The organism is Geosporobacter subterraneus DSM 17957 (assembly GCF_900142145.1).
Taxonomy (GTDB): domain Bacteria; phylum Bacillota; class Clostridia; order Peptostreptococcales; family Thermotaleaceae; genus Geosporobacter; species Geosporobacter subterraneus.
Genome location: NZ_FQZV01000020.1, coordinates 33,263 through 56,770 on the forward strand (window position 1 = coordinate 33,263; position 23,508 = coordinate 56,770).

General features: G+C 39.7%; 24 protein-coding genes. 7 read left to right on the forward strand and 17 right to left on the reverse strand.

Features of this window, described 5'->3' with window-relative positions:
* Positions 1-50 precede the first annotated feature (50 nt).
* The 8 genes from BUB56_RS08680 to BUB56_RS08715 all read right to left on the reverse strand — a co-directional run bounded on the left by BUB56_RS08680 (position 51) and on the right by BUB56_RS08715 (position 9,565).
* Positions 51-617, reverse strand: coding sequence for a flavodoxin family protein (locus BUB56_RS08680; RefSeq protein ID WP_110940923.1), 567 nt, complete (start codon positions 615-617; stop codon positions 51-53).
* Positions 618-755: 138 nt separating this feature from the next.
* Positions 756-2,717: a glycine betaine ABC transporter substrate-binding protein gene (locus tag BUB56_RS08685; protein ID WP_110940924.1), complete on the reverse strand. Its 1,962-nt coding sequence runs from the start codon at positions 2,715-2,717 to the stop codon at positions 756-758.
* A gap of 68 nt (positions 2,718-2,785) precedes the next feature.
* Complete coding sequence (locus tag BUB56_RS08690; RefSeq protein WP_110940925.1) at positions 2,786-4,309, reverse strand: HAL/PAL/TAL family ammonia-lyase; 1,524 nt, start codon at positions 4,307-4,309, stop codon at positions 2,786-2,788.
* Between the two features lie 25 nt (positions 4,310-4,334).
* Positions 4,335-6,602 carry a xanthine dehydrogenase family protein molybdopterin-binding subunit gene (locus BUB56_RS08695; protein WP_110940926.1) on the reverse strand — a complete coding sequence of 756 codons (2,268 nt, stop codon included), beginning with the start codon at positions 6,600-6,602 and terminating at the stop codon, positions 4,335-4,337.
* On the reverse strand, positions 6,592-7,476 hold the full coding sequence (locus BUB56_RS08700) for an FAD binding domain-containing protein (protein ID WP_242946268.1): 885 nt from the start codon (positions 7,474-7,476) through the stop codon (positions 6,592-6,594). Before BUB56_RS08700 ends, BUB56_RS08695 begins: the two co-directional genes overlap by 11 nt.
* 30 nt (positions 7,477-7,506) lie before the next feature.
* Entirely contained in the window at positions 7,507-7,962 is a 456-nt protein-coding gene (locus BUB56_RS08705) for a (2Fe-2S)-binding protein (RefSeq protein ID WP_110940928.1), read from the reverse strand.
* 267 nt (positions 7,963-8,229) lie between these two features.
* Complete coding sequence (locus tag BUB56_RS08710; protein ID WP_110940929.1) at positions 8,230-8,880, reverse strand: MBL fold metallo-hydrolase; 651 nt, start codon at positions 8,878-8,880, stop codon at positions 8,230-8,232.
* Positions 8,881-9,052: 172 nt separating this feature from the next.
* Positions 9,053-9,565: a ferritin-like domain-containing protein gene (locus BUB56_RS08715; RefSeq protein WP_110940930.1), complete on the reverse strand. Its 513-nt coding sequence runs from the start codon at positions 9,563-9,565 to the stop codon at positions 9,053-9,055.
* A gap of 310 nt (positions 9,566-9,875) precedes the next feature.
* Between BUB56_RS08715 and BUB56_RS08720 the strand changes: the two genes are divergently transcribed.
* On the forward strand, positions 9,876-10,307 hold the full coding sequence (locus BUB56_RS08720; RefSeq protein WP_110940931.1) for a hypothetical protein: 432 nt from the start codon (positions 9,876-9,878) through the stop codon (positions 10,305-10,307).
* A gap of 70 nt (positions 10,308-10,377) precedes the next feature.
* On the opposite strand, the gene BUB56_RS08725 is transcribed toward BUB56_RS08720, so the two are convergent.
* The 5 genes from BUB56_RS08725 to BUB56_RS08745 form a co-directional block, all read right to left on the reverse strand.
* On the reverse strand, positions 10,378-10,614 hold the full coding sequence (locus BUB56_RS08725) for a hypothetical protein (RefSeq protein WP_110940932.1): 237 nt from the start codon (positions 10,612-10,614) through the stop codon (positions 10,378-10,380).
* Entirely contained in the window at positions 10,595-11,179 is a 585-nt protein-coding gene (locus BUB56_RS08730) for an accessory gene regulator ArgB-like protein (protein ID WP_110940933.1), read from the reverse strand. Before BUB56_RS08730 ends, BUB56_RS08725 begins: the two co-directional genes overlap by 20 nt.
* A complete protein-coding gene (locus BUB56_RS08735; protein ID WP_110940934.1) occupies positions 11,133-12,512 on the reverse strand; it encodes a sensor histidine kinase in 1,380 nt (459 codons plus the stop codon). The genes BUB56_RS08730 and BUB56_RS08735 overlap by 47 nt, the downstream gene beginning before the upstream one ends.
* Positions 12,513-12,568: 56 nt before the next feature.
* Positions 12,569-12,712, reverse strand: coding sequence for a cyclic lactone autoinducer peptide (locus BUB56_RS08740; RefSeq protein ID WP_110940935.1), 144 nt, complete (start codon positions 12,710-12,712; stop codon positions 12,569-12,571).
* Positions 12,713-12,903: 191 nt separating this feature from the next.
* Positions 12,904-14,262: an MATE family efflux transporter gene (locus tag BUB56_RS08745; RefSeq protein WP_110940936.1), complete on the reverse strand. Its 1,359-nt coding sequence runs from the start codon at positions 14,260-14,262 to the stop codon at positions 12,904-12,906.
* 244 nt (positions 14,263-14,506) lie between these two features.
* On the opposite strand from BUB56_RS08745, the gene BUB56_RS08750 reads away from it, so the two are divergent.
* The gene (locus BUB56_RS08750; protein WP_190014339.1) at positions 14,507-14,980 is read left to right on the forward strand and encodes a DUF441 domain-containing protein; all 474 of its coding nucleotides are present in this window, start codon (positions 14,507-14,509) and stop codon (positions 14,978-14,980) included.
* A gap of 15 nt (positions 14,981-14,995) precedes the next feature.
* On the opposite strand, the gene BUB56_RS08755 is transcribed toward BUB56_RS08750, so the two are convergent.
* Positions 14,996-15,484: a prolyl-tRNA synthetase associated domain-containing protein gene (locus tag BUB56_RS08755; protein WP_110940938.1), complete on the reverse strand. Its 489-nt coding sequence runs from the start codon at positions 15,482-15,484 to the stop codon at positions 14,996-14,998.
* Between the two features lie 377 nt (positions 15,485-15,861).
* Here BUB56_RS08755 and BUB56_RS08760 point away from each other — a divergent pair, with 377 nt between their 5' ends.
* The 5 genes from BUB56_RS08760 (at position 15,862) to BUB56_RS08780 (ending at position 21,446) form a co-directional block, all read left to right on the forward strand.
* Entirely contained in the window at positions 15,862-16,515 is a 654-nt protein-coding gene (locus BUB56_RS08760) for an energy-coupling factor ABC transporter permease (protein ID WP_110940939.1), read from the forward strand.
* The gene (locus BUB56_RS08765) at positions 16,505-16,819 is read left to right on the forward strand and encodes a PDGLE domain-containing protein (RefSeq protein WP_110940940.1); all 315 of its coding nucleotides are present in this window, start codon (positions 16,505-16,507) and stop codon (positions 16,817-16,819) included. The genes BUB56_RS08760 and BUB56_RS08765 overlap by 11 nt, the downstream gene beginning before the upstream one ends.
* Entirely contained in the window at positions 16,816-17,580 is a 765-nt protein-coding gene (gene cbiQ, locus BUB56_RS08770; RefSeq protein WP_110940941.1) for a cobalt ECF transporter T component CbiQ, read from the forward strand. The genes BUB56_RS08765 and cbiQ overlap by 4 nt, the downstream gene beginning before the upstream one ends.
* Positions 17,577-18,386, forward strand: a complete 810-nt coding sequence (locus BUB56_RS08775; RefSeq protein ID WP_110940942.1) for an ATP-binding cassette domain-containing protein — start codon at positions 17,577-17,579, stop codon at positions 18,384-18,386. Before cbiQ ends, BUB56_RS08775 begins: the two co-directional genes overlap by 4 nt.
* A 177-nt stretch (positions 18,387-18,563) precedes the next feature.
* Positions 18,564-21,446: a penicillin-binding protein 1A gene (locus BUB56_RS08780; RefSeq protein WP_190014341.1), complete on the forward strand. Its 2,883-nt coding sequence runs from the start codon at positions 18,564-18,566 to the stop codon at positions 21,444-21,446.
* A gap of 67 nt (positions 21,447-21,513) precedes the next feature.
* Here the strand turns inward: BUB56_RS08780 and BUB56_RS08785 are convergent, their stop codons facing one another.
* The 3 genes from BUB56_RS08785 to spoVAD are packed head-to-tail and all read right to left on the reverse strand — an operon-like array spanning position 21,514 to position 23,506.
* Positions 21,514-22,092 (reverse strand): stage V sporulation protein SpoVABEA, encoded by a 579-nt coding sequence (locus BUB56_RS08785; RefSeq protein WP_110940944.1) that lies wholly within the window; start codon positions 22,090-22,092, stop codon positions 21,514-21,516.
* A 22-nt stretch (positions 22,093-22,114) separates the two neighbouring features.
* On the reverse strand, positions 22,115-22,471 hold the full coding sequence (spoVAE, locus tag BUB56_RS08790; protein ID WP_110940945.1) for a stage V sporulation protein AE: 357 nt from the start codon (positions 22,469-22,471) through the stop codon (positions 22,115-22,117).
* Positions 22,472-22,483: 12 nt separating this feature from the next.
* The gene (spoVAD, locus tag BUB56_RS08795) at positions 22,484-23,506 is read right to left on the reverse strand and encodes a stage V sporulation protein AD (RefSeq protein WP_110940946.1); all 1,023 of its coding nucleotides are present in this window, start codon (positions 23,504-23,506) and stop codon (positions 22,484-22,486) included.
* Positions 23,507-23,508: the final 2 nt, after the last annotated feature.

The window sequence follows — 23,508 nt, forward strand, 5'->3', positions numbered from 1 at the left end:
TCTCATTCCTCACCCCTTATTGAATCAAAAGTTGCTAGTTGGATACCTGTCTAGAAATAAACGCTATGCTTAATTCTGTTCATAATATCTTCTTGTATAGTAACGTTATTTTCAACAGGAATATTTTTTGTATCATAGTATTCAATGATATCTAGGATTTCTATACCCAGCTCTGTAAGCGCCTTCTCCATGCCCGCTACTGTAAAACCCATGGATTCCTGTGTTTTACCTTTGCAAATTCCCACAATGATGGCTTTTTTATTAGGAGATAATCTGCTTTTCCAACCATCACGATAATCATTTAAACAGAACGTCCTATCTAGCAATGCTTTCATTTGGGCAGTCATGTTGTAATTATATGATGGAGAAGAGAATATATATCCATCGGCAATTTTCATCTGTTCTATGATTTCAGAGATTCCATCTTGAATATGGCACTTTCCTGTCTCTATGCAGTATTCGCAGCCGTTGCAGGATGAAATCAACCAACTGTCCAAGTAGTACTTTTCTACATTGATATTCATCTGCTTTAATCCTTCTATGATCCAATCCACCAATAAGTCAGTATTTTTTCCCCTTCTAGGACTTCCGATGACGGCAAGCCATTTCCTCCTCATTTCACTCACCCCCTATGTCGCTGATACAGGCAATTAAACTGCTACTTTGTTCTATATCTGTCCTTTTGATTTCTGAATAAATTTTAAGACCCCTAGATGCTTGATCTAAGAGTCCCTTTAATATTAACATATTATTGATTATTTGGTATACTTTTCAATATATTCTTTTGCTGCATCCTCTACCGTTGCTCCTCGGTGAATATTATTCAATGCATAGTTAATGCCATTAATGTCTAGGCTGAATTCCTTAAGAATTCTGTAAAACTCTGGATTGTCTTGCTGTAATCCCTTTCTGCCAAGGGTTATACAATACTGATCTTCCGGCAAAATTTGCTTACTATCTTTTAAAAATTTCAACTTATAGGTTCCAAACATCCAATGGGGCTGCCATCCTGTAATCATAACCCATTCTTTTTTCTCTATCCTTCTTTCCAGTGCATCTAAAACTGATTTTTCATCTCCATACTCTATCATAAAACTGAGTCCATAGCTACCGACAACCTGAGGCATCAATGAGCCTATGGCTGTTGTTCTTTGAACAGAATAGATTTTATTCTCAAAATTTGCAGCATGATGCTTTAAATCCTCAATTTGGTCAATTGGTACATAATCAGGAACTACGAGTCCGCTTTTGCAGCCATACAGATTAGCACCCATATCTTCCAGGTTTTTAGCATACTTTCTAAAAGACGCTTCTTCAGCAGGCATCCAGGGAGCCACTGTAGCATCCACTTTTCCCTCCGCTACACTGCGAAAAAGTTCTGCACTAGGTACTTTTATCCCCTCTAATGCTAACCCTAGTTTCTTTTTTACAATCTGCTTAAATATTTCTACCTGAATCATATGCTCATCATATTCAGTTTGAGCGATCTTAATAAATCGGAATCGATCTAATTCTTGACCGATAACACCGATTTTTTTTGTATAATCTAAAATTCTCTCGTTCATCACTGCGATCGTAGCTGCCTGATTTTGTGTAACCGCTGTTACTTCTTGTGCCCCTGCAGCAGTTTCCTCTGACACAGCAGCTATGTTTTCTATGGCTTTACCGATTCCCTCACTGGCAGCAGATAATCGCTTTGTTTTCTCCAGTATCTGAGCGATTTGATGATCGATAGTTACTACAGCATTGCTAATGGTACTGAAAGCCTCGTCAGTATCTTTAATGGCTTGAGCCTGTTCATTCACCGCATTGTCAGCCATTGAAACCTCATGCACAATCCCTTCTACACCCTGTTTTACCCTATCAATAAGAGATTTTACCTGCTTGGTGGAATCTCCCGTATTATTAGCCAGCTTTCTAATTTCCTCAGCTACAACAGCAAAGCCCTTGCCGGCTTCCCCGGCTCTAGCTGCCTCAATAGCTGCATTTAACGCTAATAAATTCGTTTGATCCGAGATACCCGATATGGTATTGACGATGGAATTGATTTCGCTGGCGGCCTTTTCTAGATTATGTACCACCGCTGAAATCGTTTGAAAATTTTTCACGTTATTTTCCACCGTTTGCTTTTGAAAATCCATGGCAGCTTTCCCTTTTTCTATCAGTACAACCGTATTGTCGGCTTTGCGTTTTATCTCATTTACATCCTGATTGATATCCTGAATAAAATGACTGGCCTCTGTAGTATTTATGGTGATCTCCTCAATCAAATCTGCCACATGGCTATTTCCTTGGGCCACTTCATCTACTGCCCTAACAATATCCCTAGAGGAATCCTCAATTATTTGAATATCCTGGTTCAGTGCAAAACCATTAGATTCCACGGTTCTTGTTACGCCATAAATATCTGCAATGAGCTTTCTAAGTACCTCCATCAGCTGACTAAGAGACTGATCTGTCTTTGTCCTCTTTTTACTGGAGTCTATTACGGCGGAATAATCAAAGTGCGCCAGCTTGTCTGCTATAGCCTCCGTATGATGAGAATCAGTTTCTCTTCCGAGGGCAAAATATATTATCGAGCATAACAAGCCCTGAATTAAAATGAAAGACGTACCATTCCCCAATCCGATCTTCTGTGGCAGTTGATAGAAATAGCTACTGTTAAGCAAGATAATCGCCATGCAGCTCCCCAGAACTGTTATCCGTTTTTTTCTCAAATTATATCCCCCTTCTCTTTTCTACTCAAAAAGTTCGCACCTTTACCAGTAGCGAACTTTTTTATCTATTATTCAGCCATAGCTTTCTTTACTGCATCTAACAGCTTGCCAGATTTGATGATTTCATAAGCTTTTTGAATATCTACCGTCAAGTTCCTATCTTTTTCTAAGAAGGGAATTTCTTCACGAATTGCCTCATATGCTGCTTTTGTTCCCTTCCCTAATCTTGTTGCTTTGCGTAAATCAATAGCCTGAGCAGCATGCATGGCTTCCATCCCTAAAATGTAGCAGATATTATCAACGATCTTAGCTGTTTTTTGCACTACTATCGGCAAATTACTGGCATGGTCTTCAATTTCCCCTGCCAGAGAATAGTAATCTACGGTTACTGGATTAGACAGGTGTCTTACCTCTGCATCTAAAGCTGTAAATGTTTTTTGAATCGTACCATAGGCTATTACACTGGTATCCGCTGGTGTTAGGAATCTAGAAAGTCCCGTAAACTTAGGGGTACTGAGTTTAATGGTTCTAAAGCAGGCATTCCTTGAAAGATGACTCAAGGCTAACCCAAGCATTTCAAACCCAAGAGCTAAGGAGGTTACTTCATAGTTAGAACATGGGAACATCACCTTTTCATCTACCAGCACGCAAGGATTGTCATCAGAGGTATTAAGCTGATAATCCATAAATTGCAATACAAATTCTAATGCATCTCTTACAGAACCATGAACATGACAGGACCCCCTAAAGCTAAGGGGATCCTGCAGGGTATCATTCACACCTGGCAGCCACAGGTAGCTTCCTTCAAGATAGGCTCTCACTTTTTTAGCAGAATAAGCCTGACCTGGCAAAGGCCTTACTTCATAGGCTGCTTCATTGAGGGGGCTTACATTTCCCTTGAATCCCTCCAGTGATAAGGCATACAAAACATCTGCAATATCGATTAGGTCCGCAATATCCTTTAATAGTAAGGCGCCTTCCCCTGCTGCAAGAGCATTGGAGCTAACAATTGCCAATCCATCCTTTGGTCCTAATACAATAGGTTCTAATCCGGCTCGTCTTAGGGCTTCGGCGGCATGCATCCTCTCACCCTTAAAGAAAACTTCCCCTTCCCCAATCATTGCAAGACCTATATGGGACAAACAAGTAATATCCCCCTCACCGATAGAGCCTCGCTCTGGAATCACCGGATGAATTTCATGGTTTAGAAAATCTTTATACATGGTGACAATAGCTGGCTGAATCCCTGTACATCCCACCAGTAATGTATTTAACCTAGCTAGCAGAATAGCTCTTACATTTTCCTCACTGGCCTCAGGTTTTACAGCTACACAGTGGGATAGAATCAGATTTCTGTTATAATCCTGATAGTATCTGGCCACAACCTGCCGATCCTTATTCAACCCAACCCCTCTGGTGAAGCCATAGACAGGCACATCACTTTCTGCCATTTCATAGACCAGGTTTCTGCCCGCTATGATCCGATCCATTGCCTCTGATGTAATTTCAACCTGTGCCTTTTCACGGGCTACCTTAGCTACCTCTTCAATAGTTAGCCCGCTTCCTTTAAGAATTACCTTTTCTTCTGTCATATTTGCACCTCTTTCCCTTTATCCACTAAACCAAAATGGTCTCTGTCTGCTGTCTCTCCCGTTTATTCTTTAATGCCTTTAGGATTTTCTCTGGTGTTACAGGCAATGATGTTACATTGATATCTAAAGCAGCATTAATAGCATTTACAATAGCTGGAGCGATGGCACAGGTACTGATTTCACCTACACTTTTAGCTCCAAATGGACCATGTTCGTCCCCTTCCTCTACTAAAAGCACCTTTACATCGGGCATATCCGGTGCATTGATCACATGATATTTGCTAAAACGATCTCCAGATATATTTCCATTGCGGTCTGCTTTGATTTCTTCAGTGAGTGCTAAGCCGATGCCCATTTGGATGGCACCTTGGATCTGACCTTCCACAAATCCTGGATTAATCGCCTTGCCAATATCATGTACTGCCAGTACATCTGTAACTCGCACTAGTCCCGTATAGGTATCTATTTCTACCTCTGCAAAATTTACAGCATATACTGCAGGATTAGCAGGAGAAGTATAGGTATAGGTCTCACTAATATCATCTTGGAATTTTTTCTGTATCAGAATAATCATTTCTCCATAAGTTAATTTTTGATCCTTTTCCCTATCCTTATAAACGGTTCCATTTTCCATCTTTATATCTTCCGGTTTGCATGCCCATATTTTTGATGCATAGTGAATAAATTTCTCTTTAACCATCTCTGATACCTTCATAGCGCATCCGCCGCAGACGAAGGTTACTCTGCTGGCTTGTGTCCCTGCAATATCAAAGGGACTGACTAATGTGTCTGCTTCTGGTGCTAAAATCTTATCTACATCTATATCTAATACTTCTGCAACGATCTGTTTCATCGTTGTAACTGTACCACAGCCTAAATCATGGATGCCTGCATTGAGGTAAGCCCCTCCATCTTCTGTCATTCTTAGTGACATGGTAATGAAGTCTTGATACCCTCCGTGATAACCATTTCCATGGGTTGCACAAGCCATCCCCACACCGCGGACATACCGTCCCGGATTTTGAGGTTTCTGCCATCTTTCTTTCCAGCGAAATGCTTCCATTCCTTTTGTAACACAATCGATGACTCTTGCGTTACCCAGTGCAGGACCTCCAATCGGATCTAAATCATAGGGTTGAACGAGATTTTTCAACCTCAACTCTGCCGGGTCCATCTTTAAAGCCCGAGCGATATTATCCATGTGGATTTCTGACAGGGCGTGAATCTGTGGAGAGCCGTAACCACGGCAGGCTCCCCCTACAGGGGTATTGGTATACACTACGTCGGCTACATATTTCTGATCTTTGATCCTATATAAGCGGAAAGCCTTCTTTCCCATGGCCATGGAAACTGCATCTCCATTGGTGAAATAAGCCCCCGTATCTACAAGCATATGAATATCTCTAGCTAGAATGTTCCCCTCTTGATCCACTGCAGTTTTAATTGTACCGATCGTAGCCGTCCTGGTTCTAGTAGCAAGAATACTTTCCGTTCTGTCCAACTGCAGCTTCACTGGAGCATCCACTTCCCTTGCCAGAAAAGCACAAACAGGCTCAAGTACCGGTTGGCCTTTTCCACCGAAGGATCCTCCCATGGTGGTTTTGATTACACGAACCTTATTCAAAGGCATACTTAAAACTTCCGCTGCAATTAAACGTACTTGAAAAACAACCTGGCAAGGTGTCCAAATCGTAATTTCTCCTCCCGGGCCTGGTGCAGCAACACAAACATGGGTTTCCATCGCAGCATGATGCACTTTAGGGGTCTCGACCCGATCCTCAAACACTAAAGCTGCACGGTTGATGATATCCTCCGGATTTCCGCTCTTGATCTCTTTTCTAGAGATACTGTAGCCCTTATCTTTAATCGCTTCCTCTGGATTGGTGATAACCGGCAAAGGCTCATATTCGATCTCAATGAGTTCCGCCGCCCGCTCAGCTGTATATCTATCCTTTGCTATTACAGCAGCAACACGATCTCCAATAAATCTTACATGCTCTGTAAACAATTTCTCATCCTCTAGCACCTCCAACCCTACATACCATTTATGTGAATTATATCGGGTATCCGGTGAATTTTTATAGGTAAAGACCTTTACGACGCCCGCTAAAGCCTCTGCTTTGGAGGTATCTATTTTTATTATCCGACCGTGAGCGATATCACTTAGTACAAGCTTTGCATAAAGCATTCCCGGCAGCTGCATATCCCCTGCATATTTTATCTTCCCGGCAACCTTTTCGCTGATGTCATGCATGGGAATATCTTTTCCTACATACTTTAAGTTATCTTTCATCTTGCTTCACCTCCTGGGACAGATCTCCAAATAATTTACAAAATACTTCATCGGCTAAACCACGTATTGCTTCTCTTTTGTATTCCTGTGAACTTCTTCCTGCAATAGCAGCATCTACTTGTGCTGTCAAAGCGGCTGCAAAGGAATTGAACAACTCCGGTGAAATAGTTCTCCCCACCATAGCCTCTTCTACTATCTCTGATCGAAAAGCCCTAGGTCCTAATGCTCCTAAAAAGATTCTCGCTTCCTCGATTCTCTTTTTTGACCCATCTAATCTGACAAAGGCAGCTATATTTATTTTTGCGATGGTTACTCTCGATCGGCTTCCAATCTTTCCAAAGGCAGTTCTACCCCCTGCACCTTGTATTGGAAATTGTATTTCTATGATTGCTTCGTCTTTTCTAAGACTGTTCTTTCCTGAACCAAGTATAATATCTGCTACATTCTTTACATAGGTTTCTCCCTTGGAACAGATCACCTTTACCTGTGCATCCATAGCCATAAGCGCAGGTATGCAGTCTGCTCCTGCAAAGGCATTACCTATATTCCCTCCTACAGTGGCCACATTGCGAATCTGTGTAGATCCTATTTGGCCTGCAGCTTGTGCCAAACATGCAGCGTGCTGCTGCAGAACAGGACTATTGATGATCTGGGTGAAGGTAGTATTGGCTCCTAGCTTGATGTGTTCAGATTCTTCTCGTATATATTCCAAGGATCTGATTCCTTTCATGTCGATGATTGTTCCAGAATAGATCCTGTTTTTCCGAAGTTTAATGATCAAATCCGTTCCTCCACTGATTAAGTAGGTATTGGCATCCGCATCCTTTAATGCTGTCACCAGTTCTTCAATATCATTTGGTGCCTTAAATAACATTTCCTCCACGGTTTATATCCTCCCTTCGCCCTATTTCTTTACAACATCCTTTACGGCTCTTATAATTTTCGTATAGCCCGTACATCTGCACAGGTTTCCCTCGATAGCAATACGGATCTCTTCCTCACTTGGATTGGGATTTCTCATAAGAAGCGCTTTACAGGACATCAGCATTCCCGGTGTACAATATCCACACTGGACAGCTCCATTATCTATGAAAGCTTTTTGCAGTCTGTCTAACTCTCCATCTTGAGCTAAAGATTCTACAGTTAGTATTTTTTTACCCCTCGCTTGGTGAGCTAATAAAAGACATGAATTGATAGCCACTCCATCCATGATAATGGTACAGGCACCACATTCACCCTCACCACAACCCTCTTTTGTCCCTGTTAGACCTAGATGATCCCTTAACACATCCAACAATCTAAGTCTTGGATTTACTTCCAGATGATAGTCTACTCCATTTACATTTAACTCCAAAGCCATACCTACTCCCCCTTGTACACAGTAAACTTTATATTTATTAGCTGTATCTTAATCATAGTTCTATATTTATTCTATAACTGTACCGTCAATAAAAAGTCAAGAATTCTAGGTAAAGGTAATTTTTTAGTAAAACAGATTTATCTTTATTATAAATAAAGCCTATCACTGTTTTGATAGACTTTGAACAAAATATGTATTAACGCATAAACGTAGAAAGGCTAAGGATTCTCTTAAAGTTTAAACTTTTTCAATATGTGAAATAATCAGTTACATGCTAGTCAGTACTTCTTCTATAATTTTATCAATCACTTTTTTCTCTAAAATCACATTATGTCCAGAAACACAGGTGTCGAAGTCCAAGTCATTATACCTGTACAACGTCTCTAAATAAGTCTGTTTATCGGTATAAACACTAGGCACAAGCTCTTCCATTGTATCTCCTATGTTATCTCCCGCATTTAGAACCTTTTCCTCTTCATCCAGCACGCTGATGGAATCAATCGTATGTCCAGGGGTATAGATTAGCCTTATTTTATCTTCTGGGAAATATAATTCTCCCTCAAATACGACCTCCGGAAGCCGCATCTGAAATTCTCCCTGAGCATATCGTCCATTCTTTTGCAGCATTTGTTCCCAATTGGATGCTATCATTTCTCTGCATAATTTATGGGAGATTATGACACTATTATCAAACGCACTATTTCCCCATATATGATCCCAATGAAAGTGGGTATTGATTATAATGAGCTGTTTTTTATCATCTTTTATATTCTCTTTAATGGGTGCAACATTCAATGGACCTAGCCCTGTATCAATGATATAATTGTATCTATTCCCTCGAATCAAATACAGGTTAAGATCCCAATCATTGGAGTAAGTAAATAATAAACCTCGATTTTTAACCTTCTGAACCTTCATAACAATTCCCCCTTTTATGTTTAAAAATACATCTTCGCAAACACATACTAGACAACAATACTTTTTCATTATACCAGAAGAATGCTATATTTTGGTAAAACAGGTACAATATTTACCAAATTAAAAAACACCTCGTATATTCAAAGGAGGTGTTTTTTATCTATTCTACCCTTTACATTCTAATTTGTCTGATTTGATCCTTTAGTCTTTCGATATCGGTAATCCAATCCTCAATATCGTGTTCATGCTCTAATTCATCATTTAAGATTGTTATAGCCATCTGATATGTAGCATGATCTTTGCCATTTGTGTACGCAGCTATTTCTTCATATCTCTGGATAGCACATCTTTCGCCCCTGAGATTTTGCTCCAGGATTACTTCAATGTATGGATCATTAGGTTCCTCGTATTCACATCTTGCAAACTTGCTCCAGTCCATAGGATTTAGGATAGGTGTTCCTCCTAATTGCAGTATCCTGTTGACTACCAGCTCAGCATGCACCAATTCTTCATTGGCATGAATCAACAGTTCCGGCTCTATTTCACTTCTCATAGGACCCTCCATGAGCCTGGCCCCAATCCAGTATTGATAATATGCAAGCCATTCCTCTGCTAAGGCTTCATTTAACATCTGGATTAACTTCTCCACATCCAAGTTTGCTATTTCTACAGCTTTCTTTCCCATTTTCCAACCTCCTTATTCACCATAACTTAACACACTCATTAATTACCCGGTCAAGTCCTAACCTAATCATTAGAAATTTTAAAATGTTTACAAATATCTAATAAGACTATCATATCAAACTTCCCCTTATAAATGAAGTATAAATTTGTTTGACACACAGAAAAGATAAAAATACCATTAGATTATGTTTCCTTCACTAAGTGTTTTTGCTTTTTATTACGTTGAAAAATAATTTCTACAGCTTGTCATAGATTCTCCCTCTATAAAATATATATTAAACGAAGTATTTATTTTGAGGGGGTAACAAAAGATGAAAAGAATCCTTCATATGTTAGGAAATGATAATTATTTTGTTATTAGCTTAAGCGTGGCAAGCCTCTTTGCCTTCCTCCTGCTAAACGTTGCAGCAATTGTCGTGTATATAAGATATTTATTAGGCATTTCCAGCAGCTTCATAAGCCTTCTTCCTGCTGTCAAAATACTGCTAAACGTTGATTTTATCTTTGTTGTTGTGCTAATTTTTATTTATAATACAATAGAAAATTTTTTTGGTCTAAAAGCAGTATTTGCAGCCATAACGGTAATCAGTATAGTAGAGGCTTTATATCTGCTTATGAAGGACAAACCCTTTGCAATCATATCTCTTCTAGCCTTATACGGCTTTGGTGTATCCATATTTACTAGTTTCGTTGGTCTCGACACTATGATTAGGATAGCTAATAAGAGTGTAAAAGCCAAATAGTAAGCAATATAAAATAATAGAAGATCCACTGGGATCTTCTATTATTTTATATTATGATATGAGCACTATTCTATCCAACCTTTTCTGTAGTGATCTTTAGCACCGTATTTGCGTTCAGTTTTATTTGGACGAGCTTGTCCTTCTCCAGGGCTACATCTTCCCGCATTGTCCAGAAGGGGATATCAACCGATAAATCTTCACAAATGCTAACTAGGGCCACAAAAAATTCTTGATTTGCGCTATACTCCATTTGTGAACTTTTTAAAGTCTGTGTGTCTTGAATAATTTCACCGATTAATCGCTTCATTTGTAAATCTCCTTTTAGAAAGTTCACCTATTGGCAGGGATAAGGCCTCACAAAGCAATGCAAAGGTTGCAGTCGCAGCATATTTTTCTGGAATAATAAAGCTGATTCCTACAAGTACAGCTGTTGCAGCTAAAGAAAAATACTTCAGCCTTTTCCGTCTTTCCAAGCTAATGATAGGTTTGTTCGGGTGATCCACAGGAGCATAGATCCAAATAAGTATTAGTGTAATTAATATGAGCGCAAATCTAATAGGCCAATTCAGAAAAAACCTGCTCCCACCAATTGCAATGGCTGAAAATATCATTAAACTTGTAAAAAAGCATCTCCAATAAGTATCCTCATGAAAGCCTCCTGCCGGCATTCTGGGAATGCAGAAAAATAAAGTTGCTATTAAAAAATGCTTTGTTAAAGATAAGGTTGAGAATATTACTAAATAAATGATAAGCTTTGTAACCTCTCCAAAAAAGCACTCTAACCCAAATTTTATTTTCTTAATCTCTAAATCACTTAATTTAGGATTATTGGTTTGTATTAAGTTGGTAATTTGTTGCGCTAATCTCTCCATCTTTTATTTTCCACCTATCAAATTTAATAGAAAACTCAGTTTCTTCTTCTGAACTAGAAACCCTTACATCGCCTTGGTTCTTTTGAATAAGCTGCTTAACAATAAACAATCCTAAGCCATGATCATCCTTATTATTTTCTTTAGTTGAAAATCCATTTGAGAAAATCATGTCCAAATGATCCTGTGGAATCATTGGTCCATTATTGGATATGGATAAATAATAGTTCCCTTCCTCGATATAAGAAGTTATGGATACAATCTTTTTCTCATGCTCCGGATTTAATAAAACCGCTTCAAATGCATTATCAATAATATTACCCATAATACTGATAAGATCGAAGGAATCGATGGTTACTTGATCCAACAATGCTTCGAAATCTACCTCCAGATGAATATTGTGGTCAAAGGCAAAATTACTTTTTACAGCCAATAACCCATCTACATAGTCATTGCCTGTGTTGTAATAATGATAGGAGGATTGTAGGTTGCAGGTTAACCGATCAATATAGGTTTTGATTCTATCCACTGCATCAGGCTTATTCAGTATACACATTGCGGAGATGGTATTAATATGGTTTGAAAAATCATGTTTTTCACGCCGAACAACATTTAACAGGGTTTCAATGTTGTTCACATAGGCTTCCTGTAATTTATATTTGTGTTGAATTCTCAGCAGTTGTTCTTTTTCTTTAATAATAATAAATCCTAGAATAATATACAGAATGAAAATAGCAAATAGTAGCAATTCATAGATAAACATGCTTTCCCCGCTGTTTACAGCATAGTTTATATTAGAAACAAATATGCCCATCAGACAAACCCCAAAAACAATATATGCAGCAATCACGTTCTCTTTACTGGAGGATAGGAACTTTATATGAGATTTACCGGATCGAAATAGAAGCGCTATTCCGGAAAATTGTACTGCCTTAACAGTTATTGTCAGAAGAAGCTTTAACTGTGGGTTCGTTATGATATCTGAAATATTCACGCCGCTAACTGCTGAAAAAATAAATACAATTGGAAACTCTGTCACGATCATAAAGGCCATAACGATGGCAAAACCCATAATAGCATTGCCGAAGCTTAATTCTGCAGTCAATGTCAAATTTATAACTGCAAATATCATAATTAAAACCGTATGATAGCCAACTGGAACATAAGAAGTAGTGTAGTAAGAAAAAATCGTATAGAAAACTACGAAAAAGGCAACTTTGTGTTTTGCATCTTTAAGATAGTGCCCTTTATTTGATATAGCCAAAACCAAAAGCATAATGATTAGTGCTTCTACAGCAGCAAAAACAACCTCATTTAACAGAGTATAAACGTTCATTCTTTATTCTCCTCATTTTCCTAATCGAATGAGGGGCGATCACCCCTCATTCGATCCTATTTTAGTAGTTCCTCAGGGCATTTAACCTGATGTGTATAGAATAGTGTTTGTGTAGTTGACGCCATTGATCCTACAACTAGTCCAAGAAATGATAACATGGTTAAGCCGTTTCTTCTTACAAATCCCATAATTTTTTTCATGCAGATCCCCCCTTTCCTTTTTATTCTGATAAATGAGCGCTGCTTAGGACAATCTTATCATGAAGCAAACGCGACTATTGTTGAAATTTGTTGATAATTTTATCGATTTATGTCATTTTTTCATCAAAAGATCAAATTTCCTACTGGAGACCTAGAAGAAGTATCCATAATACTGAAACATAATGTATCCGCTACATATTTTCAATTACATTCTTAACCCATTTTTTTGAGATCACCCTCGGTACACCAATACAGGCTTTAACCAGCTCTTCTAAAGAAATTAGTCCGTATACCCAATAGACCGGAAGTTTAAATACCAATGCCCCCAGAAAGGCTAATGGAACTCCCAGAATCCACACACTTCCCATTTCTAGAAACAAGGAAAATTTTGTATCTCCACCACTTCTGAGAATCCCTATGATTAATACTGTATTGAAAAATCTAAAAGCCATAAACAAGCCCATAATAAATAAAATCTTTGAGGTATTTTGATAAACTACAGACGATATATTAAAAAATCCTAATATCATGGGAGATAACAAAACCAACATAATTCCTAGCAGTGCACCGGCTATAAGACCTAATATGCAAAATGTATTGCCATAGACAACAGCCTCTTTCTGCCTATTTGCCCCAATTACATTGCCCAGCATAATGGCACAGGAATTTCCCAATCCCATGGATACAACCATAAACACACCCTGTATCGTATTGGCAATCTGTACCGATGCAATAGCCTCCGTACTAATTCTTGCGTAGGCAGCAGCATACATAATCATTCCCAAGGACCAAAACCCTTCATTTAGAATCACTGGAATTGCCGTTCGATAAACTTTCTTAAAGAAGCTATAATCAAAACTTAGCATCTCCTTAAGAGTTCCGGCCAACACATCTTTATTGCTGTAGATGAGCCCCAGCATTAAAATCATTTCAATGGTCCTTGCAATCAAAGTAGCTAAAGCAGCCCCTTGAATTCCCATTCGGGGAAAATTAAATTTCCCAAAAATTAGCAAATAATTTAATCCTGTGTTTGCCAATAATGATACTGCACTGACTACCATTGGCAACTTTGCCTTGCCTATACTTCTTGAGGCAAAAGCATAGGCAAAGCTAACTGCAGTAATAAGGTAGCTGACAGATACGATTTTCAGATACTGGCTTCCCATAAAAATAACTGCTGTATCCCTAGTAAAAGCTCTTAGGATTTTTTCTGGCATAAAGTGAGCACTTATGCCAAAGAGCGAGCTGACCGCTATACCCGAAATCAGTGCTATTCCCATTACTCTTCTAATATTAAGGATATCTTCTTTCCCCCAAAACTGAGCAGTAAATATAGCACATCCACTGTTGATGCCAAACATCAAAAGAATAAATAAAAAGAAAACCTGATTTGCCAACCCCACAGCAGCAATCTGCTTCTCTCCAAGTTTGCCAATCATCACCGTGTCTACCATATTTAGTGAGGATGAAATCAAGTTTTGCAGTGCAATGGGCAATGCGATTCCCATCATTGTCTTATAAAATACCCGATCCCGTAGATTTATTTGCATTTCTTCCGTCCCCTACCTCTAACCATCTATAAAATGGCTTTATTTCGCATCTCTAACGATACTATTATAATGGAGAGAAGGTATGGAAAGCAACAAAATATAGCCTTTCCTATATTACTACTGCTTTTCTAGCTGCAGCCTTCATTCACACAATCTATTACAAAGAATATATTAAATATATCTAATCCTTAACTTGATCCCTGGCTTTCTCAGATACATACTCTGATACAGGAGGATGCTCATTATGGAGCAAAGTTATTTGATGCTGCTGACCATTTTGATTATGGGACTATTTATGAAAAATGATTCTTTAGCAATAGCTGGAGCTGCTTTGATCCTGTTAAAGCTTCTAAATTTAAATCTGCTGCTCCCAAAGCTGGAAGCTTATGGATTAAAAGTAGGCATTATTATTGTTACCATAGGTATTTTAGCCCCTATTGCCGCAGGTAAATACTCAATACTTGAAATTTATCAGTCTTTTAGAACCCCTTTAGGTGTCTCTGCAGTTCTAGGTGGTGTCCTTATCATACTGCTGACAGGAAAAGGCTATGTCCTTTTGTTAGAAACTCCCGCTGTAGCTGTGCCCATCCTATTAGGAACCATACTAGGTGTAATCTTGTTTAAGGGGATTCCCGTCGGTCCCTTAGTAGCATCCGGCGTTGCAGTATTGATTTATAACATGATATCGTATATCCAGAAAATATGGAAAGGAATATAAGGGATTATTCTGAACTTATACTTTTATCAATCTCATTTTATTTCCAGTCCAGCTAAGAAACCGTCTGAAATCCTGGAAGCTTAGTGTGACTGTAGCCGTATTCACATTAGGATGAAAGCTTATATCTTTTAATAAGGTTATATCCTCATCCAGCAATACTTCAACGTGCTTTTCTCTGTCATTGATAAGCCCAAAGGGACTTACTGCCCCAGGGGTAAGTCCTAAGTATCTCAGCAATCGTTCTTCTGAGGCAAAGCTGAGGTTTGTACTTTCAATTTGTTTGGACAGGCTTTTCAGATCTACTTTTTTCGACTCTTCAATGATTACCAGATAGTGCCTTTCTCCCTTTTTATCTCGAACGAAAAGATTCTTACAATGCTGCCCCTGCATATCCAGATCTAATTGATTGGCTTCCTCAATTGTATAAACAGGTGTATGTTCATACCTTAAATAAGGTATTTGTAAATATTCAAGTATTTCGTATACCTTTTTTTCTTTTTCCATGTGCTTTCCTCTCTTTCGTATTTCTAACAATATTTCATTATATTTCTATTTTCCTTTATTTTTTCCTCTATTTTTTATCTTATTTCCTATAATTATGACGGAACAAAACTATGACTTTGTTAATTAATTATTTGCAATACAGTGGTTGATTTTTCCACTCAACTTTATTATAATAAAGTTGAATCTAAGATCATGAAGGTCTTATCTACGAACATAATTTCAGCCTCATTAACGGTTCCATATTTACTGGAGGATAAAATTTAAATACCCGAAGAATACCACGAAGGTAATCTTAAAGATTGACATCTTTCATCTTTAGGTTATCTTTTTTTGTTTTTATTTAGCTTTATAGATCATATTACATAGGAGGGTTCACTATGCACATTCCAGACGGGTTATTAAGTCTGCCGACGCTGGCAGTAACCGGTGCCGCCTCAGTAGGAGGAATTGGGACCGCTGTAAAAAAAACAAAAGAGCAGCTGGACGATCATAAAATTCCATTATTAGGTGTAATGGGTGCTTTCATCTTTGCAGCACAGATGATTAATTTCCCAGTGGGCATGGGAACTTCAGGTCATCTCATTGGTGCTTTTTTTGCATCTATTCTATTAGGTCCTTGGGCTTCAGCCCTAGTACTTTCTGCTATATTGATCATTCAAAGTTTTTTCTTTGGCGACGGCGGAGTACTTGCCCTTGGTGCCAATATTTTTAATATGGCTGTTATTGCTAACTTTTCAGGTTATTATCTTTATCAGCTCTTTAAGCGAAATGAAAGAGGTTACTCCTCATCAGGGATCGTAGCCGGAGGGTGTATTTCGGTAGTTGCAGCTGCTCTTGCAGCAGCAGTGGAGATCTTTTTATCAAGAAGATCTGAATTAATGATTGTATTGCCGCCAATGTTGTTCTGGCATATCATCATCGGTATTGGAGAAGGTCTAATTACCTTGTTTCTTATATCTTATATCGCAAAGGTTCGAAGCGATTTGCTGCTTCAGCCTGTAGTGAATAAGGAGGGACATCATGGAAAATAGTAAAAAATTTATTTGGATTGGACTTGCATCGGCGCTTATTGTAGCGGGAATTTTTTCGCCCTTTGCTTCTTCTTCTCCTGATGGCTTGGAAAGAGTTGGGGAAGATACGGGCTTTATTGAATGGGCTCAGGATAACATCATCTCATCCCTGATACCTGATTATATGGTCCCTGGGATCCCTCACGAAGGTGTGGCTACTGCTCTAGCCGGTATTATCGGAGTTCTGTTAACCTTTATATTTCTTTACGGCATAGGTAAGCTCATAACGCCGAAATCTAAGGTGAAAGAAGGCTCAAAAGTATGATCTTATTAAGGGATTCTGTCAAACCGGTAGATGCTACCATGAAGCTAATCGCTTCCCTCATATTTGTTTTGGGTGTTATATTGATCAATCGTCTTTCCTTATTATTTCTCTGTATCGGCGTAGTACTGTGCTGTATCCTATTTATGGGCCTTCCCATAGGCATCATGCTAAGAAGATTAAGGACAGCACTTCCCTTTTTATGCTTTATGCTTTTGATAGTTCCCTTTCAAATTCCCGGTAAACCCCTCTTTTCTATCCATATAGGGTTTACTTCACTTATCGCAACGGAGCAGGGGGTTCTTTTCAGCCTTATGCTTTGGTTAAAGTCATTGAACAGTATTATGATTCTTCTGCTCCTTACAGAGACTACACCGCTAAAAGAATTGCAGCAGGCACTGTACACCCTGCGCGTACCAGACCTTCTTTTGCAAATTATCTCTTTTACTTTTCGCTATTTTACAATTATTCATCAAGAATTCCTTCGGATTGACCGTGCACAAAGAGCCCGGGGTTTTCAGAAAGGTAAAAGTCTGATGAACACATATACCTTAAAAATCATCGCACAGTCTATTGGCCATGTATTCTTTCGGGCTCTTGACAGGAGTGAACGAATCTATTGGTCGATGGCGGCTCGAGGATATAACCGAACCCCCATGATAAAAAAAACCGGGCCTCTTTGTTATCGGGATTGCAGCGTAGCTCTGGCGTCTTTTTGTTTCACCTGCTTTATGATCTGGATCGACAAAGGCGGTATTTTATGATGCTGAAAGTGGAGCAATTAACTTATACCTATCGGGATGGAACAAAAGCATTGGATCGGATTAGCTTCTCAGTCCCAAATCATGCCAAGGTAGCCATCCTAGGACCAAACGGTTCTGGAAAGTCTACCCTTTTTCTGCATTTTAACGGTATTTTTCTTCCGCAGGAAGGAAATGTTGAGGTTCTGGGAATCCCAGTCAACAAAAAGACAGAAAAGGATCTAAAAAGAAAAGTGGGTCTGGTATTTCAGGATCCCGATGATCAAGTTTTCTCTTCCACCCTGTGGGAGGATGTAGCCTTTGGCCCTGAAAACCTGGGGTATTCAAAAGAAGAGGTTGAACACCGGGTAGAAAGAGCACTAAAAGCTGTAGATATGTGGGATTATCGCCACAAGCCCCCTTATCATCTTAGTTTTGGACAGAAGAAGCGTGCAGCCATTGCAGGCATATTGGCTATGGATTGCGAAATTATGATGTTGGATGAACCGGTAGCCTATCTGGATCCTCAAGGCCAGGATCAACTATTTTCCCTTTTGAATGAATTATATCAGCAGGGTATGAGCATACTGATCGCTACCCATGATGTAAATCTGGCCTGTGAATGGGCTGATTATATCATTCTTATGAAGGATGGACGAGTACTGGCACAGGGCGGTACTGAGCTTTTGGTGCGGGAGGATCTCATTGCCCAAGGGCGGCTGCGTCTTCCCATTGTGGCCAAACTGTTTCAGAAACTTAACAAGGATATTCTTACCTTGCCCACCACCCTTCAGGAAGCAGCAAATCGTATAAACCAATGGTTAAAATAGTGTGGAGTTAGTCCTTTAATGTGTGTTATAATCTTCCGAGTGAGGAAAACTCCTATACTTGGCAGTGGGATTATCTGCTTATTTATTAACATCCCTCTTTTAATATGGTATAATGGTCTAAAGCTGTGTTCTTAAGCATGCTTTTTTCCTTTTTCATATTATTAGGAGGGATTTATTTTGACTGAAAATACAGAACGAAAAAAGAAAAATACCAAAAAGAAACGAAGATTTAGTATTATAAAAATACTCATATTGATTATATTGTTGCTTGGTTTTATCGGTGCAGGTGCTGTTGGCGGCCTGGTAGTGGCTACATTAAAATCAACAAAACCCATTGATCCATCAAAAATCTACACCATACTGGATGAGAACTCCTTTATTCTGGATAAAGAGGGGAATCTAATTGAAAAAGTGGAAAGAAGTGACGGTACAAGAACGATTGTAAAATATGATGCCATCCCGCAAAATCTGAAGGATGCTTTCATTGCCATTGAAGACCAAGAGTTTTTTAACCATAAGGGCATCAATCCGAAAAGAATTATAAAATCTGCTATTGATGTTGTAAAAGCCGGCGGGAACCCAGTTTCAGGCGGTAGTACCATTACACAGCAGTTGGCGAAAAACCTTTATCTGACCCATGACAAAACCTATACACGTAAGATCAAAGAGGCCTATTATGCCTTCCAGCTGGAGAAGCATTTACGAAAAGAACAAATTTTTGAAGCTTACATGAATACCGCTCATTTTGGCGGTGGTGCTAATGGTGTACAGGCAGCCGCCTTTACCTTCTTCTCTAAGGATGTAAGTGAATTAGATTTAGCGGAATGTGCACTGATAGCAGGATTAACGCAACACCCATCTAAATATTCTCCGCTGAAAACCCTTCGGAAAGAAGATGTTGATCCTGAAAAACACTATATTGTAGACGACAGCGACGAGATTTACACGATTGTCTACGACGATCGCTATAAAGACCGACAGCAATTGGTACTGCGTATTATGAAAAATAAAAATATGATTACGGAAGAAGAGTACAATCAGGCGATCAATGAGGACATGAAGCCCCGATTGAAGCCGGGGAAACAACAAAATCAAGGCATTTCTTCATTCTTCGTAGACTTGGTAAAGCAGGATGTTATAGAGGCCTTAAAAAAGGAATTGGGTAAAACCGACGAAGAAGCTCTCGACATGCTTTACAATCAGGGACTCAGGATTTATAGTACAATGGATTTAAAAATACAAAAGTCCCTGGAAAATGCATATCAAGACAGTAAAAATTTCCCTAGTCTGGTTGCTAAAAAGGATGGGGCGGGAAACCTAATTAACAATAACAGCAAAGCCATCCTAATGTATAAAAAAGAAAACCTCATTAACGATAAAGAAGAACTTATGATACCTAAAAACGACTATAAATATGATACTGCAGGCAATCTGGTTTTATTAAAAGGAAAACGGCTGTCCTTTGAGCCATTGTACGAAAATGGCGAGGTAAAAGGCATTCAAGTACTGGCAAAGGATATCTATATTCAAAATGCAGCAAAAGAGTATCTCATGCTTAAGGGTGGAGCTGTTAGAATTCCTGCCCAGCACAAGCAATATGATGAGCAAAAGAATCTGGTTGTAAGCAAGGAGTTTTTAGACGCTAATCCACAATTTTTTCAAAAAGACAGCAATGGCAATCTTTTGATTTCAAAAGACAATTATTCTATGAGTGATAGAGGTGTTATCCAACCTCAGTCCTCCATGGTGATTATGGATTATCGCTCAGGCGAAATTAAAGCCCTGGTAGGCGGTCGTGATATTAGGGGCAGAAAGCTTTACAACCGTGCAACCAACCCAAGACAGCCTGGTTCTTCCATCAAACCTCTATCGGTTTATACTCCGGCTCTGGACAATGGATGGACAGCTGCTGATATAGTAGATGACGTTCCCAACTATGATCATAGCGGGCGAATGTGGCCTAAGAACTACTATAACGCTTTTTGGGGACTTTCAAATCTTCGTGAAGGTGTACAATGGTCTATGAACGTTATGGCTGTAAAAGTTGCAGAGCGGGTTGGGGTAAATACCTCCGTTGAATATCTGAAGAAAATGGGTATTACCACAATAGATGAAAAAGGCGGGACTAACGATCTAAACCTTGCAGCCATGGCCTTAGGCGGTATGACGAGAGGAATCAGTCCTTTGGAAATGACAGCAGCCTATGGTTCCCTGGCAAATCAGGGCGTGTACGTGAAGCCAAAGTCCTTTATTAAAATTACAGATCGGGAAGGAAACCTAATTCTAGAAAACGGGGGCTATAAAAACCGTGTTGTAAGCCCTGAGGTTGCCTATATCATTACTGACATGATGCGCAGCGTCGTAACCGCAGGAACCGGCCAAAGAGCCAAATTGGATCAAGGCAACGCGAATATTCCTGTAGCAGGTAAAACCGGAACTACCTCCGATAATTACGATGCTTGGTTTGTAGGCTATACCCCCTATTATGTCGGGGCAGTTTGGATTGGAAATGACGTGCAAATCGAGTTAGCCAGCGGCAGTGCCATGAGTGCCCAGCTTTGGAAAACTGTGATGGCACAGGTTCATCAGGGACTTCCTCCGAAAAACTTTGAAAAGCCGCAGAATGTGATATCCGTTCAGATAGATAAAATATCTGGAAAGCTCCCTACAGAATTAAGCCAACGAGATCCTAGAGGCAGCCAGGTTCGTACAGAGTTGTTTGTAAAAGGTACAGAACCAAAAGAATTTGACGATCTCCATGTGGAGGTAGAAATCGACACATCTACAGGTAAGCTGGCAACACCTTATTGTCCGCCCACACTTATTGAGAGGCGTGTATTTGTAAGAAGGCCTATTCCCTATAACCCTTCAGCCAATAACGGCATTGTTCCAAGGGATTTCCCTTATGAAGTCCCTACAGCCGAGTGTGATGTGCATAGCCACTTTAATCAGGGTACGCCTATAGATGGCTCTCCAACTGTACCTGTACCGGGAATCATTGATTCGATTCCTAACTTGGATTTAAATAATCTCACAGAAGATCCACAACCTGCAAATTAATATTTTAAAATATAAAGGAAAAAGGCCAGCTTTGGCCTTTTTCCTTTATATTGGAGCTATCTTCCCATCATGTTTCCTGTTTTGTCTTATATCCGCTTCTTTTTAGTATCTCTTCCATAGCTCTTGTAAGGATCGGTGCCCCCATTTCACAGTTATCATTACCCTGCATCTTGCCAATATCGCCAATCCCAACAATTAGCGGAACATCACACTTTTCAATAATATCTACCGTATCCCCATAGATCACATTCCCGCTGCGCGGCAATCCGTCTTTATCTACTGATCCCCTGATGAGTTTTCCATCCTTTGTAACAGAAAAATCCACTTTTATACCGTTTACCCCCTGTGTATTGGAGGCAACTGCAATAACACCTAATATTTCTATATCGGGATGATTGACAATCTCATATAAGGCCCATTCTCCCTGAGCTGTTCTAGAGGATCCCTTATCATCTACCATTACTACTACAGGATCATATTTGGCTGTTTTAATAAGCTCAACAATTTCAATACCACTCATGGGTGTAGGATTGCCGCCTGAACGGGATATACAGCGTGCACCAATATTGGCTACTGCAGTTTCTACTGCTCTCTGAGCGATAGAGTCTCCGTCGGTTACTAAAATTACTTTTCTTTTTTCTGTCATAATCTAATTCCTTTCCCAAGGCTTACTGTTTTGATTTTGGTGTAAACAGTACTGCCATTGCATATCCAAATACTATGGCGGCTGCCACACCTCCTGAAGTTGCTGATACCCCGCCTGTAAAAGCTCCCAAGAGCCCTGATGTCTTTACTCCCTTTATGGCACCCTTCGCAAGGGCGTACCCAAAACCAGGCAACGGTACGGTAGCACCTGCACCGCCAAAATCTACAATAGGGTCATATACTCCAATAGCTGTTAAAAAAACTCCTAAGGTTACAAATAATACCAAAACATGGGCAGGTGTCAGTTTTGTTCCATCCATTAACAGCTGACCAATCACACATATGATTCCGCCTACGAGAAAAGCCCTCAAATAGTCCATAGAAGATTCCTCCTAATGCTTTAGTATATTGGTAATCGTCACTGCATGAGCAATACAAGGAATCGACTGTCCCTGCAATGCGCTGGTAGAAGAAAGCAGTGCCCCGGTAGAGATTAGCAAAACCTTATTTAGCCGTCCTTCCATCATCTCTTTATAAATATATCCGCAAAAGACAGATGCTGAACAGCCGCATCCACTGCCGCCGGCATGGGTATCCTGAACCCTATTGTCAAAGATTAACAAGCCGCAATCATTAAATACTTTTGAGATATTATATCCCTTGTCAAAGACAATCTCTTCAGCGATCTCTTTGCCAATAGCCCCCAAATCACCGGTGGCTATCAAATCATAATCCTCCGGCATAAACCCTGTATCTTCAAAATGTGCAACCATGGTATTTGCAGCTGCAGGTGCCATGGCCGCTCCCATATTATTTGCATCTTTGATGCCTAGGTCAATGACTTTGCCTGTGGTTACATGACTAATGTAAGGTCCATCGCCTCTGGCTGCTAATATCGCCGCTCCTGCCCCTGTTACTGTCCACTGGGCTGTAAGAGGCCTCTGATTTCCCAACTCCAGGGGAAAGCGAAATTGCCGCTCCGCAGAACTAAAGTGACTGGAGGTAGCAGCAGCTACGTGATTTGCATATCCTCCATCAATCAGCATAGCCCCTAGACTCAAAGATTCGGACATCGTTGAACAGGCTCCATATAAACCAAAGAAAGGGATATCCAGATCCCTGGCTGCAAAGGACGCTGCCATCAGTTGATTCAACAAATCTCCAGAGAGCAAATACTCTATATCCACAATATTTTTATCTGCCCTTTGTATTGCTGCCCGAATGGTCTCCCGAAGCATTTTACTTTCAGCAAGCTCCCAGCTGTTTTCTCCATACAAGTCATCAGTTAGAATAATATCAAAATAATGACTCAGGGGGCCCTTTCCTTCTTTTGGACCTACCGTCGAAGCCGTTGAGACAATACTTGGAGGCTGTTGAAGCTTTACAGTTTGCTTTCCGATTTTTTTCCTTGCCACAT

Excerpts from the sequence above, each read along its gene's own strand:
- BUB56_RS08680 (WP_110940923.1), bottom strand. The coding sequence starts at position 617 with ATGAGGAGGAAATGGCTTGCCGTCATCGGAAGTCCTAGAAGGGGAAAA.
- BUB56_RS08690 (WP_110940925.1), bottom strand. The coding sequence starts at position 4,309 with ATGACAGAAGAAAAGGTAATTCTTAAAGGAAGCGGGCTAACTATTGAA.
- BUB56_RS08695 (WP_110940926.1), bottom strand. The coding sequence starts at position 6,602 with ATGAAAGATAACTTAAAGTATGTAGGAAAAGATATTCCCATGCATGAC.
- BUB56_RS08700 (WP_242946268.1), bottom strand. The coding sequence starts at position 7,476 with ATGTTATTTAAGGCACCAAATGATATTGAAGAACTGGTGACAGCATTA.
- BUB56_RS08705 (WP_110940928.1), bottom strand. The coding sequence starts at position 7,962 with ATGGCTTTGGAGTTAAATGTAAATGGAGTAGACTATCATCTGGAAGTA.
- BUB56_RS08710 (WP_110940929.1), bottom strand. The coding sequence starts at position 8,880 with ATGAAGGTTCAGAAGGTTAAAAATCGAGGTTTATTATTTACTTACTCC.
- BUB56_RS08715 (WP_110940930.1), bottom strand. The coding sequence starts at position 9,565 with ATGGGAAAGAAAGCTGTAGAAATAGCAAACTTGGATGTGGAGAAGTTA.
- BUB56_RS08720 (WP_110940931.1), top strand. The coding sequence starts at position 9,876 with ATGAAAAGAATCCTTCATATGTTAGGAAATGATAATTATTTTGTTATT.
- BUB56_RS08725 (WP_110940932.1), bottom strand. The coding sequence starts at position 10,614 with ATGAAGCGATTAATCGGTGAAATTATTCAAGACACACAGACTTTAAAA.
- BUB56_RS08730 (WP_110940933.1), bottom strand. The coding sequence starts at position 11,179 with ATGGAGAGATTAGCGCAACAAATTACCAACTTAATACAAACCAATAAT.
- BUB56_RS08735 (WP_110940934.1), bottom strand. The coding sequence starts at position 12,512 with ATGAACGTTTATACTCTGTTAAATGAGGTTGTTTTTGCTGCTGTAGAA.
- BUB56_RS08740 (WP_110940935.1), bottom strand. The coding sequence starts at position 12,712 with ATGAAAAAAATTATGGGATTTGTAAGAAGAAACGGCTTAACCATGTTA.
- BUB56_RS08745 (WP_110940936.1), bottom strand. The coding sequence starts at position 14,262 with ATGCAAATAAATCTACGGGATCGGGTATTTTATAAGACAATGATGGGA.
- BUB56_RS08750 (WP_190014339.1), top strand. The coding sequence starts at position 14,507 with ATGGAGCAAAGTTATTTGATGCTGCTGACCATTTTGATTATGGGACTA.
- BUB56_RS08755 (WP_110940938.1), bottom strand. The coding sequence starts at position 15,484 with ATGGAAAAAGAAAAAAAGGTATACGAAATACTTGAATATTTACAAATA.
- BUB56_RS08760 (WP_110940939.1), top strand. The coding sequence starts at position 15,862 with ATGCACATTCCAGACGGGTTATTAAGTCTGCCGACGCTGGCAGTAACC.
- BUB56_RS08765 (WP_110940940.1), top strand. The coding sequence starts at position 16,505 with ATGGAAAATAGTAAAAAATTTATTTGGATTGGACTTGCATCGGCGCTT.
- cbiQ (WP_110940941.1), top strand. The coding sequence starts at position 16,816 with ATGATCTTATTAAGGGATTCTGTCAAACCGGTAGATGCTACCATGAAG.
- BUB56_RS08775 (WP_110940942.1), top strand. The coding sequence starts at position 17,577 with ATGATGCTGAAAGTGGAGCAATTAACTTATACCTATCGGGATGGAACA.
- BUB56_RS08785 (WP_110940944.1), bottom strand. The coding sequence starts at position 22,092 with ATGACAGAAAAAAGAAAAGTAATTTTAGTAACCGACGGAGACTCTATC.
- spoVAE (WP_110940945.1), bottom strand. The coding sequence starts at position 22,471 with ATGGACTATTTGAGGGCTTTTCTCGTAGGCGGAATCATATGTGTGATT.